This window comes from Frigoribacterium sp. VKM Ac-1396, assembly GCF_015350895.1.
In the GTDB taxonomy this organism is placed as follows: domain Bacteria; phylum Actinomycetota; class Actinomycetes; order Actinomycetales; family Microbacteriaceae; genus Frigoribacterium.
Genome location: NZ_JADKSD010000001.1, coordinates 37,489 through 50,363 on the forward strand (window position 1 = coordinate 37,489; position 12,875 = coordinate 50,363).

15 protein-coding genes are annotated in these 12,875 nt (G+C 69.4%); 3 read left to right on the forward strand and 12 right to left on the reverse strand.

The annotated features are described in order from the left end of the window. Positions 1 to 4 precede the first annotated feature (4 nt). Positions 5 to 1,228, reverse strand: coding sequence for a hypothetical protein (locus ITJ55_RS00175; RefSeq protein WP_194593588.1), 1,224 nt, complete (start codon positions 1,226 to 1,228; stop codon positions 5 to 7). 268 nt (positions 1,229 to 1,496) lie between these two features. On the opposite strand from ITJ55_RS00175, the gene ITJ55_RS00180 reads away from it, so the two are divergent. Next, positions 1,497 to 2,027, forward strand: coding sequence for a hypothetical protein (locus ITJ55_RS00180; protein ID WP_194593589.1), 531 nt, complete (start codon positions 1,497 to 1,499; stop codon positions 2,025 to 2,027). A 63-nt stretch (positions 2,028 to 2,090) separates the two neighbouring features. Here ITJ55_RS00180 and ITJ55_RS00185 read toward each other — a convergent pair whose 3' ends face one another. From ITJ55_RS00185 to ITJ55_RS00210, 6 genes are all read right to left on the reverse strand, one after another. Further along, complete coding sequence (locus ITJ55_RS00185) at positions 2,091 to 2,573, reverse strand: hypothetical protein (RefSeq protein ID WP_228497536.1); 483 nt, start codon at positions 2,571 to 2,573, stop codon at positions 2,091 to 2,093. A 257-nt stretch (positions 2,574 to 2,830) separates the two neighbouring features. After that, entirely contained in the window at positions 2,831 to 3,376 is a 546-nt protein-coding gene (locus ITJ55_RS00190; RefSeq protein WP_194593590.1) for a dihydrofolate reductase family protein, read from the reverse strand. A 48-nt stretch (positions 3,377 to 3,424) separates the two neighbouring features. After that, entirely contained in the window at positions 3,425 to 4,330 is a 906-nt protein-coding gene (locus tag ITJ55_RS00195; RefSeq protein ID WP_194593591.1) for a pentapeptide repeat-containing protein, read from the reverse strand. 52 nt (positions 4,331 to 4,382) lie between these two features. Then, a complete protein-coding gene (locus ITJ55_RS00200; protein WP_194593592.1) occupies positions 4,383 to 4,907 on the reverse strand; it encodes a GrpB family protein in 525 nt (174 codons plus the stop codon). 136 nt (positions 4,908 to 5,043) lie between these two features. Continuing rightward, positions 5,044 to 5,958 (reverse strand): GNAT family N-acetyltransferase, encoded by a 915-nt coding sequence (locus ITJ55_RS16390; protein ID WP_194593593.1) that lies wholly within the window; start codon positions 5,956 to 5,958, stop codon positions 5,044 to 5,046. A gap of 182 nt (positions 5,959 to 6,140) precedes the next feature. Next, positions 6,141 to 6,692, reverse strand: a complete 552-nt coding sequence (locus tag ITJ55_RS00210) for a hypothetical protein (protein WP_194593594.1) — start codon at positions 6,690 to 6,692, stop codon at positions 6,141 to 6,143. Between the two features lie 370 nt (positions 6,693 to 7,062). On the opposite strand from ITJ55_RS00210, the gene ITJ55_RS00215 reads away from it, so the two are divergent. Then, a complete protein-coding gene (locus tag ITJ55_RS00215; protein WP_228497537.1) occupies positions 7,063 to 7,692 on the forward strand; it encodes a G5 domain-containing protein in 630 nt (209 codons plus the stop codon). Between the two features lie 220 nt (positions 7,693 to 7,912). Beyond that, on the forward strand, positions 7,913 to 8,728 hold the full coding sequence (locus ITJ55_RS00220) for a nuclease-related domain-containing protein (RefSeq protein ID WP_194593595.1): 816 nt from the start codon (positions 7,913 to 7,915) through the stop codon (positions 8,726 to 8,728). 61 nt (positions 8,729 to 8,789) lie between these two features. Here ITJ55_RS00220 and ITJ55_RS00225 read toward each other — a convergent pair whose 3' ends face one another. The 5 genes from ITJ55_RS00225 to ITJ55_RS00245 form a co-directional block, all read right to left on the reverse strand. Beyond that, positions 8,790 to 9,071, reverse strand: coding sequence for a hypothetical protein (locus ITJ55_RS00225; protein ID WP_194593596.1), 282 nt, complete (start codon positions 9,069 to 9,071; stop codon positions 8,790 to 8,792). A gap of 10 nt (positions 9,072 to 9,081) precedes the next feature. Beyond that, positions 9,082 to 9,366 carry a hypothetical protein gene (locus ITJ55_RS00230; protein WP_194593597.1) on the reverse strand — a complete coding sequence of 95 codons (285 nt, stop codon included), beginning with the start codon at positions 9,364 to 9,366 and terminating at the stop codon, positions 9,082 to 9,084. A 196-nt stretch (positions 9,367 to 9,562) separates the two neighbouring features. Continuing rightward, on the reverse strand, positions 9,563 to 10,543 hold the full coding sequence (locus ITJ55_RS00235; RefSeq protein ID WP_194593598.1) for an amidohydrolase family protein: 981 nt from the start codon (positions 10,541 to 10,543) through the stop codon (positions 9,563 to 9,565). A 284-nt stretch (positions 10,544 to 10,827) separates the two neighbouring features. Then, positions 10,828 to 12,135, reverse strand: coding sequence for an ABC transporter permease (locus ITJ55_RS00240; protein ID WP_194593599.1), 1,308 nt, complete (start codon positions 12,133 to 12,135; stop codon positions 10,828 to 10,830). Beyond that, positions 12,132 to 12,827 carry an ABC transporter ATP-binding protein gene (locus ITJ55_RS00245; protein WP_194593600.1) on the reverse strand — a complete coding sequence of 232 codons (696 nt, stop codon included), beginning with the start codon at positions 12,825 to 12,827 and terminating at the stop codon, positions 12,132 to 12,134. The genes ITJ55_RS00240 and ITJ55_RS00245 overlap by 4 nt, the downstream gene beginning before the upstream one ends. Between the last annotated feature and the right edge of the window lie 48 nt (positions 12,828 to 12,875).

Here is a 12,875-nt window from a genome sequence, read left to right on the forward strand (position 1 = left end):
CTGCTCAGTCGCTCTTCTGCCAGCGGCGGGCACGATCGGCCAGCTTGCTGGTCACGGACACCGACACCGACTTCGCTCGGTCAAGCGTCTCGTCGCCCAGTCGCTTGGCCGCGTCTACTCCGTCCTCGCCCCGGTCGAGAGCCTTGTCGCGCATTTCGACGACTGCCGTTGCCCAGCGCTTGGCCTCCTGCATGTCGTGGGAGTTCTCGATGCCGAGGCCGTCCTGGAAACGCGTGATCTCGGAGCCCACGTTGTTGCTCGATCGGACGATCGCACCGGACGCGATGGGATGCAGCAAGACCTTCGACGTCGCGAGCCCCGCTGCGGCTTCGAGGCGCTCCACCAGGAGCTCCGTCCGCTGTGTGATCACCTCGAGGCGTTTGTTCCGAGCTGCCGTGAGGCCGAGTCGGTGGCGATCGAGGTCGTCCGGCGACGCATCGAGGACGCGATCGAGTTCGAGCACGGAGAGCGCGTCCTGCAGCTGGAAGCAGCGAGCCAGCACGGCGAACCACTCCTGCGCTTTCGACTCGACTTCGCGGGTGGCGTCCTCGAGATCGGAGATCTTCTTCTTCTCGAGTCCCTCGGCGAGGGCGTCGAGTTGACGGAGGGCGTAGACCTGCGTGCGAGCGATGGTCGTCGAGGTGGTGTGGACCTTCGACCACGTGATCTCGGACACGCGTCCCACCTCGCCGCGAACCGTCATCGCATCGTCGATCACCAGATCGACGCCGACCATGTCGGCGAGAACCGCATCTTTCTGCGCACGGAGGACGTCATCGACCTTGGCGTCGATCTCTTCGAGATAGTCGCTGATCTCGTCCATCTGCTGCTGCATGGCGATCTGGGACATGAGGCCCGCGGCGCCGGCGAGCATGGCGGGGTTCGTCAGGGTTCCCACACCACCCCGGCTGAACTGGATGAGCCCTTTGATCTTGCCATTTTCCGTCAAGACACCCCGGCTCAGGCCTTTGCCTGTGCCCTTCATGACGCCGTACTTGTTCATGGCCGCAGCCGACTCCTTCGTCAGCTTGACCCATCGACCAGAGTTCTCGGCGATCTTCGCGCCAGCCTCGAGAGCGCCCGATGCGATGAGCGACGGCTTGACTCGACCTAGACCAAGGTCTCGTGACGTGAGCCCCTCGGCGGCGAGGAACCGGTCGACAGCTTCCGGGGGCCCGACGATGGCGACACCGTCTCCGTCACTGATCAGCTCGATGTCGTCACTCATGGGGATGCCTCCAGGGCGGGGGAGTTCGCGCCCTCGGGTGGGCGGTCACAGATCGGGTTTGAGTTGACAATAGTTCATGTGTTGCGTGCATCGTTGCAGTTGACAGACCCGGGGAATAGTGGCGGATGGGCTGGGGCGTGGGAGCAGCTGCGGTGGGCCTTTACGTCCACAGAAATCGGCAGGACGCTGGCGACCAGTTTGCGTCTGCCTGGCATGGCGCCGGGCTAGCTCGTGAGTGCGACGGGAAGACATAGACCATGCTGGGGAAATGGAATGGAACTCATTTTGGCCGGACTTGTCCGTGGCGTTCATCGCAGCAATAGTCGGACTCGTCCTTGCAGCTCTTATCGGCTACGTGTCTTATCGCCGCGACCAGCGTGCAAAGAACAGGCAGCTTGTGGCCAACCTCGCCGATGATCTCGCGACACGGAGGGCATTCACCCCGACGAATCCCAAGCTCCGCAAGGTTGGCGTAGATGCCTATCGATGCTTGCAGAGCGTGCAACAAGCTCAAGAGCGTCTATCGCAAGTTCGCGATCAGATTCGTCCGGATCATGAGTTGCGCGAGATTCTGCAGGAAATGATCTTGGGGTGCGTCACATACAAAAACGCATTCGAGGTGGCTCCACGAGAATACGTATACGACCTGATGGCGCTTCGGCATGAGCTGATCGTGTGTCTTCGATCATTGGAAAAGCACATGCGCCTAAGCAAGAAGAAGCTTCCAGATCCCGGAACAGCTCAGGCAGGCTCCTTCCGAGCCTGGGAAAACCGCCCTTCCTCCCTCCGTAGGGCTTGACGCACTGTTCTGATCGTTGCTTCTCGTCCGGTTGTGCACATTGACGTGACGCCAGTGGTCCTCCTACGCCTTGGATCGGCCAACGGCCTTGCCCCCAAGCTGTCCAGCAGTCAGTTCGAACGTGTGCTCCTGATGGGAGACTCGGCGTTGTCGCTCGGCTGGATCGGGGTGGAAGAGTGCCTGCCTCCCTGGATGAATCGTGGCGTGAACCGAAAAACGTCGCTTGAGACGGGGCTCGAGTGCAACGGCCCGTCGCCAGGCTTTCTCCGCATCACGGCCCTGGAGTAGCACGACATCGATCACAGGTGTGAGCTCCAAGAGCTCGAGCAAGACCAACGCTCCAGCCTTCGACTGCGCTGCGTTCGGCGCCGCGTTGATGTACCAGGGATATGCGTTCCACGGCAGGACAACCCTTGAAGGGACGCCGAAGCGATCGAAGAGACGTGCCATTCGCTCGGCAGTCGGGTCGTCGTTCTCGACACTGATGAAGCCCGAACCGGTACCCAGCCGAGTGGCCGGGCCAGGGTCTCGCAGGATGCTGATCACTCGAGCATCGACGCCACCGTGATGTGGCGGAACGTAAGGTGCCCAGCCACGCCCATCACGATCTCGGATGGAGTCCACGAAGGCATTGATCGGAGCCACGTGGGGTGCGGTCAAGGCTCGTGATGCCTGGTCGGCGTGAAATGCGGGATCGGCCATTTGTCTTGCCATGCCGTGAACCTACTAAGCCGCCTTCCGTCACCGGGCCACCCGCGCCTCCTTGAGTTTGCGCCACAAGATAAAGTAGGTGAACCGAGGCGTCAGCCCCGCGAGCGGTACGTCGTCGCGACGGCGCCGGAGGCGAGGTCGTGGCGGGCGGTCGGGGTGAGGTCGAGGGGGTGGGGGAGGCCGGCAAGCAGGTAGGGGCCGTGGCCGGCGACCCAGGGGTAGACGGTGAACTCGTACTCGTCGACCAGGCCCCAGCCGACGACGTCGGTGGCGAAGGTGGAACCTCCGAGCCGCAGCGGGCCGCCGGGGCGGCCCTTCAGCTCGCGCACCGCTTCGCGCACGTCGCCCGCGAGCAGCTCGGCGTTCCAGTCGACGCTCTCGAGCGTCGTCGACGCCACGTACTTCGGGATCTCGTGGATGGTCCGGGCGAAGGGCTGCATCCAGTCGGGGAAGGCATCCGACGCGGGCGGACGCCAGGACTGCTCCATCAACTCGTACGTGACTCGCCCGAGCAGCAGGCCGTCGGCCCGCTCGAGAGCCTCCGTCGCGAGCTGGTGGATCTCGGCGTCCGGCCGGCCCTCACGGTGGTCGATGCAGCCGTCGAGCGTGACGTTGATGGAGTACGTGAGCGTCCTCATGCCGGGGAGGCTAGCTCTGCGACGGAGGCGCCGCCAGAGGCGCGGGTGCTAACGCCCATCAGCCCAGTGCGTCGGCCGCGCGAACCCGTCGGGCAGGCGCGTCGCCGCATCACCCCGGGCGCTGTTCACCTGCATCTGCGTCAGGTAGATCGCTCCCGACAGGTCGGCCCCGGCGAGGTCGGCATCCCGAAGGTCGACACCGAGCAGGTCACAGCGGTCCAGGTTGGCGCCGCGCAGGTCCGCTGCGATCGCGATGCTGCCGCGGAGCGTCCGACCCCGCAGATCCGCCCCGGCCAGCGCGGCACCCATCAGGTCGCTGCCCGGCTCGAGGGCCAGCCCCTTGCCCTTCGACCGCCGAGGAGGCGCGGGTACCGATGCCCGTGCCACCTCACTCGCCTGCACCAACAGCGGTCGCGCCGCGTCGTACTCGGCGTCGACGTCGAGGCCGGCGAGCTCGTCGGGGGTGCCGTCGGCCAGGTGGCGGACGTGCTCGAAGGCGGCGACCCAGGGGGTGGGATCGGGGGTGCCGGCGCCGGCGCCAGCGGGAGCGCCGTCGGGCTCGCGCTCGCGCTCGACCAGGGTGATCGCCTCGTCGAGGTACCAGAGCAGCTCGTGCAGCCGCCGCACGAGCGGGAACGTCGAGAACATCGCCTCACGGGTCGCGGCGTCGTCCCGCCAGGAACGCCCGGCGAACGTCTGCCGGCTGACCTTCTGACCCGCCCCGAAGCAGTCGAACACCGTGCAGCCCTTGAACCCCCGCTCGCGCAGCTGCGGGTGGATGCGACAGCCGTCGTACTCGTCGAGGTTCGTGCACGGATCGCCGGCCGGCTTGTCGAACGGGAAGTCCGCGCTCTTCGTGAACGCCAGCGCGACGCAGCAGAGGCCGAAGCAGTTGGCGCAATCGGCTCCGAGGTCGGCACGGCGGCCCAGTTCGATGCGTGTGCGGGTGGTCATCGGGGGCAAGGCTAGCGGGCGGGTCGTGCGGGGGCGGTCGAACAGGGGCCGATCACTTCTCCCACACCGTCACCGCAGGGAGACCACGAGCTGCCCGCTCGTCGCCGACGAGTTCGGTGATCAGTGCGGTCTTGGCGGCCGTGTAGGTGCGTCCGTCGGCGAGGCCGCCCAGCGCCTCCTTCAGGACTGCGTAGCGCTGTCGCGCGACCGGGTCGCGCAGCAGACGGTCGCGGAACAGCCGCTGGTTGCAGGCGTCCCACTGGTCGGGGCGAAAGACGTGGAGGATGTGCGTGCGTCGCGCCTCGTCCCGCCGGACGTAGACCGCGTGGGTCTTCGGGCCCGATGCGTGTCGTTCGTAGCCGAGGTCGATCAGGTCGGCGCCGAGGGCGAACGGGTCGGTGCCGGGAGACGTGCGGGCGGCGACGTCGATGATCGGCTTCGCGACGAGGTCGGGGACGGCCGTGCTGCCGATGTGCTCGAGGGCGTCGACCCGGGTGCCCAGGGCGACCGCGAGACGCTCGGCCTCGCGACGGTAGTCGTCGGCCCAGGCGGGGGAGTGCGGTTGCAGATCGACCATCGGGGCGATCGTACGGGGTGCCGTTCTCGGTGGTGCGGGGTCGAGTGGTCCCGGATCGTCGTCCGCGCGCGAGGCAAGGACGGTTCGGGACCAGTCGACGATCGGTAGCCGCGACCGCGAACGCGACCCGCGCCTCCTAGGGGGCCGTCGGGTGGAGGTCGCCGAGGGGGCGGGACCAGGCGATCTCGCGGTGCAGCTGGCCGGTGGCACGGAAGAGGCGCACCTGCTGGCTGTCGGGGAGGGCGGCCGCCAGGGCGTCGCGGTCGGCGCGAGCGAAGCCGAACTTCTGCCAGAAGGGGCCGGAGCGGCGGGAGAAGAGCCAGGCGGTGTGGGCCCCGGCTGCGGCGGCCTCGGTGAGGGCGTGGCGGGCGAGGTCGGTGCCGGCTCCGCGGGTGCGGACCGTCGGGGCGACCGCGACGCTGCGGACCAGGGCGTGGGTGCCGTCCGCGCTCAGCTCGAAGCCGGTGCTGCCGACGATCGCCCCGGTGGCGTCGCGCTCGACCCAGAGGTGGAGGTGCGGTGACGGCGAGTCGAGGCCGGCCACGGTGAGGTCCGCTGTCGTCAGGAAGGCGCGGAGTTCGGCGAGGGCCTCGGAGTCGGCCTGGCCTCGGAGGCAGACGGGGGTCAGACGCACGGGGTCGATTCTGCCGGGTCGTTGCACCGTCGGGGACGCGTGCGGGATCGTCGGGGTGATGGGGCGCGGGGGAGGCGCGTGGTGGTCGAGACGGCGGCGGCGGCGGCGATGGGGGTCGCTGGCTCGGGCGGAGACGCGGCGGCGGGTCAGGGCGACGGTGGTGCCCGCCCAGAGGACAAGGCCCGCCACGGGCAGGACCGGGCCCGTCACCGCTGCCTCGACAAGTGGTGCGCCGTCGGGTGCGGATGCGCTCCAGCTGGCTGCGCCCGGGATGGCGAGGCGCTCGCCCGTCAGCCAGCTGGCCGCAAGTGCGACGACCGCGACCAAGAACGCCGTGGCGAGGGTGAAGGCGGAGGCCAGGAGCGCTGCCCCCACGAGCGTCCCCGGAGCGCGCAGGAACCCGACGACATGAGACATGTCACAGCTGTGCCTGCCGCTGGTGTCGGGTTCACGGCGGACGGTCAGGTTCGTCGGACGCGGGGAGGTGCTTGGCGCGCGGATCGGGCGGCCGTTGCTGCTGCCCCGGGGTCCATCCAGGGCGCACGAAAGTGAAGACGCCCTCCCCGCGCACGGGGGAGGGCGTCTCGGCGGTCGGTCGGTCAGTTGGTCCAGGTGGTCTTCTCGTAGTCGAAGCCGCTCGTCACGTCCATGACGACCTGAGCCGGGTCGGCGACGTTGAAGCCGACCGGGTAGCTGACCGAGGCGCCTGGGAGGATGGTGGTCGACGGGCCCAGGGCGAGGCCGCCTTCAGTGTCGATGATCTGCTCAGCCTCCTGGCTCGCGGACGACGCCGTGATGAAGGTGAGCGACGGGTCGTAGCCCTCGGTGCCGGTGTTGGTAATCGTCACCGTGAACTTGACGTTGCTCGGCTGCGAACCCGTGTAGGCGTACTGGCTCGGGGTAAAGGCTTCCGGCGCGCTGATGGCGAGCGTGAGCCCGTCGAAGGTCGCGGTCTCGCCGAAGGTGAACGTCGTCTTGGCAGCCTCGGTCGCGGGCGCGGCGCCGTCGGAAGCAGCGGCAGCGACCTCGGTCATGTTGGGTGCGGCTTCGCCGCTCGTTCCGGTGGCCGGGCTGCCGGAACAGCCGGCGAGCGTCAGGCCGACGATGGAAGCAACGGCGAGGGCGGTGGTGATCTTCGTGGCGCGGGACATCGTGCGTCTCTTTCTTCGGGTGCTGAGCGATGAGAAGGCTCCGCATTCGGGTGCAGAGCAATCCTCAGGACCTTATGCGGAGAGGTCGGTCACTACGCCTCGTTTTAGGCGACGGGTGTCTGTTTCACCCCTTTTGGAATGTCCGATTCACCGTCGGGTGACATCGAGGTGACCCCGGTTTGAGGCGCCCTCACCATCGGGTGAAATTCAGCGTTCTACCCCCGGACGGGGGCTGTCTCGGGTGCGTTCCACCCATGACACTGTGCGGGGCCGATCGGCCGCACGATTCGGGGGAACGACGATGACTTTGTGGTGGAACAGGCTCACGAACACGGGCCGGGTGCTGATCGCCTGCGGTCTCATGGCGTTCTTGCTCGTCGTCGGAGGCGCGGCCAACGCGGCCGCGCTGGGTGCCTTCTCGGAGGCGGGGGCAGCCGACGGCCCCGAGGACGCGGCACAGCCCTTTGTCGCCGTCGACGCCACGAAGAGCCCGACCCCCGCCCCCACCCCTACACCGACGCCCGTCGTCGACGTCTCGCGCGTCGACGAGAGCGAGAGCGTCCCCTTCGAATCGGTCTCGGTCGAGGATGCGAATCGAGACATCGGCAGCAGCGCCGTGACGACGGCTGGTCAAGCCGGTACGAAGGTCCGCACCTACGAGGTGACGAGCACGGACGGGGTCGAGACAGGCAGGACCCTCGTCGGCGAGATCGTCACCTTGGCTCCCGTGCAGCAGGTTACGAGCGTCGGCACGCGCGTGCCGTACGTCGCACCGGCGCCAGTCGCTGCACCCGCGCCCGTTTCTGCACCCGCGCCGGCACCGGCGACGGGCGGATGCGACTCGAACTACTCCGGGGCGTGCGTCCCTGTGGCCTCGGACGTCGACTGCGCCGGGGGGAGCGGTAACGGCCCCGCCTACATTCAGGGGCCGGTCACCGTTGTCGGTTCGGACGTCTACGACCTCGATCGCGACGGCGACGGGATCGCCTGCGACCGGTAGGCGAGCCCGAGCCCGAGCCCGAGCCCGATGCCCGATCGAGTGGGCAGAAGACGTCCTTCAGGTGAGGTGGAAGGACGTTTCCGGCCCGCTCGACCGACACCGCAGCCCCGCACCCCGAGCCTCGGCTGACCTCTGAACGGGGGCTCGTCTGAGCATCACGTGTCGCCCTACCGTGTGAGCCAGGGGGAACATCATGAGCGAGACCGTGGCACGCGGAAGCATGGCGATGACACTGAAGGCCCGACGGCCTGCTTACTCGGTGATGCAGGAGTGCCTGCGGGTCCAGGCCGAGGCACCTGCCCTCAGCAGACGGGCCCGGTTCTTCGGCAGCTCGCCCCTGAGCCCCGATGCCCGCAGCTGGTACCAGGGCGCCCTCGGCGAGATCGAGGTCGCCCGCGTGCTGAGCGAGCTCGGGCCCGGGTGGACCGTCCTCCACTCCGTCCCGGTCGGCTCGGGCGCGTCCGACATCGACCACGTCGTCCTCGGACCCACGGGCATCTTCACCATCAACACGAAGCACCACGCCGACAAGAAGATCTGGGTGGGCGGCGGCACCTTCATGGTCGGCGGACACCGGACCGACCACGTCCGCAACTCGCAGTTCGAGGCGACCCGCGCCTCCCGGTCGTTGTCGAAGGCGGCGCAGACCGACGTCGAGGTCGCGCCGGTGATCGTCCTGGTGGGGGCGGCCTCGCTCCGTTTCGGCAAGAAGGCACCGGTCGTCCCCGTGCTCACCGTCGCCCAGCTGCGGAAGTGGCTGCTCACCCTGCCGCGCAAGCACTCGGACGAGGCGCTCGCCTACTTCGCGCTGCTCGCGGAAGAACGCGGCACCTGGCACACGGAGGCGCTGGTGCTAACGGACACGCTCCGTCACGAACACCGTTTCGATCGGCTGCGCCGCGAGATCGACGACGCGGCCCGGCGACGTCGGCGATGGCGCGTCGGCACGGCGCTCGGCGTGCTCGGGGCGGGCGGGGGAGCCGCGATCGCGCTGGTCGCGACCGTCATGAGCACGGTCGTCTCGACGATCGGGTGATCGGCCGGTGAGCTGAGCCGGCTCGGGGTGTCGTTCGTGCGGTGATCCGGTACGTACCGGATCAGCGCGCGAACGACGACACCAGCCGCACGGCCACCGCGGTCACGGCTGCGGCGCTCGCGGCGATGAGCGCGAACGCCGACCAGACGGCGAGGTCGGCGTGTTGCAAGCGCAGACCCGCGAGCAGGGCGACGAGAGCGCCCGCGGCGACCGCCGTCCAGAACACGAGGGCCCGCGTGCCCCACCGGCGGAGATCCGACCGGGTACTTCGGGGCGCCCAGCGCACGACGGCCAGAATGGCCGCGGTGAGCAGGGCCGGGACGAACGCGATGAGGTTCACCACGGCAACCCGATCAGGAGGCGCGGCTCCGGCGCCTCGGGACGCCCCACGGCACCAAGACGACCAGCGCGAGCACGAGGGCCGTCGCCAGGGCGACGAGTCCGAAAGTCCCGAGCACGGCGGCTGCGGTTCGACGAATGGTCAGCCAGTCGACGGGTGGCTCGGTCGAATACCGGAGGCTGCCCGTCGGACCGAACGACGTCCAGACGAGCAGCACGGCCCCGCCGTAGGCCACGGCGCCGACGATCGCGGCGACGACGGCCAAGCGGCCGACGCGGAGAGTGGTCGGGGTGGCCATGCCCAAAGACTAGAGCGCGGCACGGAGCCGGACAGAGTCCCGCTTCGAGGGTCACCCGGTCACCCCGCTCAGGCGGCCCGCCCGAAGCCACCGAGTGGGCAGGAGATGCTGCTCGGTGGCTCCGGACGAGCATCTTCTGCCCCCTCGAGCAAGAAGCGAGGCGACGGGCGCGGCTGGCGCGACCCGCGCCTCCTGGTCAGACGTCGATGCCGAACAGGCGCGCCGCGTTGCCGCCGGTGAACGCGTCACGATCGGCGTCCGTCGCGAACTCGCCGAGGAAGGCCTGCACCTCGTCGCCCGTCGGGTGCTGGAAGGGGTAGTCGGTCGAGAAGAGCAGCCGGTCGATCGTCGTGACCTCGAGCGCGTGCCTCAGCAACGCCGGCTCGAACATGCCCGACGCCGTCACGTGCACGTTCTGCCTCACGTACTCGGACACCGTTCGGTCGAGACCGGCCAGCCCCGACAGCCCGTCGGCACGGCTGAGCCAGAACAGCAGCAGCTCGCCCCAGTGCCCCAGCACGATCTGCAGCTCGGGGTGCCGGTCGAAGGTGCCCCGCGCGATGAGCCGCAACGCCGCCGTCGCCGCCTCGAGGTGCCAGCCCCACGCGAACGTCGACAGGGCCAGCCCCGTCAGGTCGCCGAGGCCTCCGTACTGGGCCGCGCGCACCTCCCGGGTCGGGATCTGCGGGTGGATGAACAGCGGCTTGCCGAGCCGCGCCGCCACGGCGAACAGGTCGTCGTGACGCGGGTCGTCGAGCGGCACGTCGCCGGTCCGGCCGTAGACCATCGCCCCGACGAACCCGGCCGCGGACGCGCGCTCGAACTCGCCCGCCACTGCAGCCGGGTCGGCCATCGGCAGCGTCGCCAACGCCCGGAGGCGCGTCGGGTGCCGGGCCACGGCCCCGGCCGCGACGTCGTTCAGCTCTCGAGCGAGCCGTCGGGCGTCGGCCGGCGGCAACGGCCCGGTCGCCGGGGGAGCCACCGACAGCACCTGCACGTCGACGCCCTGCTCGTCCATCGCGGCGATCCGCCCGTCACCCACGTCCTCGAGCCGCGCCAGGTGGTCGCCCCGCTCGTTGAAGGCGAGGCTGTCGTCGCGCAGCTCGGGCGGCAGCGACTCGAGCGCGGCCTTCAGCTCGGGGGTGGTCCAGTGCTCTTCGATGCCGATCAGGGGCATGGGAGGCTCCTCTCGTCGGGTGTGCGCGGGTGCGCCGGGGTGCGCCAGTGCGTGCCGTCGCGAGCGCCAGTCAACGCCTGCGTGCCGTCGCGAGCGCCAGTCAACGCCTGCGTGCCGTCGGGTGCCAGGGTCGGCCGGTCGAGTGGTCGGAAACCGTCCTTGATCGCGCCGCGAGGGACGATCTCGGACCACTCGACCGAGGCGGGAGGCCGGGCCCGAGAGACGGGGCGACCCCGAGAGACGGGGCGACCCCGTGAGACGGAGTCGCCCTGCGCCCGCCGGTCTCACTCGTAGCGGAGCGACTCGACGGGGTCGGCCTTCGCGGCGCGGGCGGCGGGCAGCGTGCCGGCGACGAACGCGATCACCATGACCACGACGATGATCAGCGTGATCGACACGGGGTCGAACGCGATCAGCGTCAGCCCGGGCAGGTTCGACAGCAGCGACCCGGCGAGGGCCGAGCTGACCACGCTGCCCGCGATCATCGCGACGCCGGCGCCGATCGCACTGCCGAGGAACCCGATGAACGCCGCCTCGAGGCTGAACAGGGCGAACACCCTGCCGCTGCCCATGCCCATGGCCTTCATCAGGCCGATCTCGCGGGTGCGCTCCTGCACGCTCATCAGCAGCGTGTTGACGATGCCGAAGCTCGCGGCGAGCAGGGCGATGATCGCGAAGGCGTTCAGCACGAGCACGATGCCGTCGATCACCGTCGTGAAGGTGCCCAGTTGGTCCGCGACGGTGGTGCCGGTGTAGCCGGCGGTCGCCAGACGGTCCTTCAGCTCGGCGACCTGATCGTCGGTGGCGTCCGCGGCGAACCGTACCGTGGCCTGCGCGTACCGGTCGACCTGGTCCGCCGGCACCCCGACGTTCTGCGCGTCGAACAGAGCCGTGCCGAGCGCCGCGTTCGGCGTGACCGACGCACCCGCCGGCGAGGCGATGCTCTCTTCGGCGACGCCGACGACGGTCGCCGTGACCGTGTGCTGCGTCCGCGTCGCGTCGGTCACCGCCAGCGTGACGGACTGCCCGACCGCCGCGGCGTCGTCACGGAACCCCAGCGCGTCGACGTAAGAAGTCGGGATGACGACCTGCAGGTCGGTGCCGTCATCGGGCTGGGTGCCCGCGGTCAGCGTGAGCTGCTGACCCGGCACGAGCGCGCTCGCCGGCACCGCGTACTTCGTGCCGCTGGTGCCCTCGACGTAGTCGGTCGAGAGCGACTGGGTCGGTTGGACGGCGAGGACGCCCTCGACGCCCTCGAGGGTCGTCACGTCGTCCGGCGTCAACGCGACGACGGTCGCCCCGGGGGCACCGAACCCGCCCGCGGCGACGGTGTCGGGGTCGTACTCGGCCGGGCCCGAGTCCGCCGCGCCGAGACCCGGCGCGTCGTCGGAGGCCTTCGTCACCGTCATCGTGTCGGACGACCCCACGGCCGAGACCGTGTCGTCGATGTAGGCGTTGATGCCCGTGCCCAGTCCGCTCGTCAGCGTCAGCGTGAACGCCCCGACGAAGATCGCCAGTATGGTCAGGATCGTGCGCGTCTTCGACCGGAACGTGTTCGCCACGGCGGTCAGCAGCAGGTCGGAGGTCGTCATGCGGCCACCCCCGCCTCGTCGTCGACGATCAGCCCGTCGCGGATCACGATGCGCCGGTCGCAACGTGCCGCGAGCTCGTCGTCGTGGGTCACCACGATCAACGTGATGCCGTGCTCGCGGTTGAGCGAGAACAGGATGTCCTCGACCACCGCCCCGGTCGCCGTGTCGAGGTTGCCCGTCGGCTCGTCGGCGAAGATGATGCGGGGGTCGTTGACCAGCGCGCGGGCGATCACGGCCCGCTGCTTCTGCCCACCCGACAGGTTCAGGGCCTTGCTCTTCGCCTTGTCGGCGAGCTCGAGCTGCTCGAGGGCCGCGAGGCCGCGGCGACGGCGCTCGCCGCGGGGCACGCCCGCGATGGTCATCGGCAGCACGACGTTCTCGAGCACCGACGAGCTCGCCGTGAGGAAGAACTGCTGGAACACGAAGCCGAACGTCTTGTTGCGGGTGCGGTTCAGGCGGGCACCCTTGAGCGTGCTCGTGTCGACGCCCTCGAGCTCGACGGTGCCGGTCGTCGGGGCGTCGAGCAGGGCGAGCACGTGCATCAGGGTCGACTTGCCCGAGCCGCTCTTGCCGACGATCGCCACGCTCTCGCCCTCGGCGACGTCGAAGCTCACCCCCTTGAGGGCCTCGAACCGGTTCGGGCCGCGCCCGTACGAACGGTGGACGTCTCGGACCGAGATGATCGGCGCCATGGTGCTCCTGTCGCTGACGGCCCGGTGTCTCCGGGGCCGAGACCAACC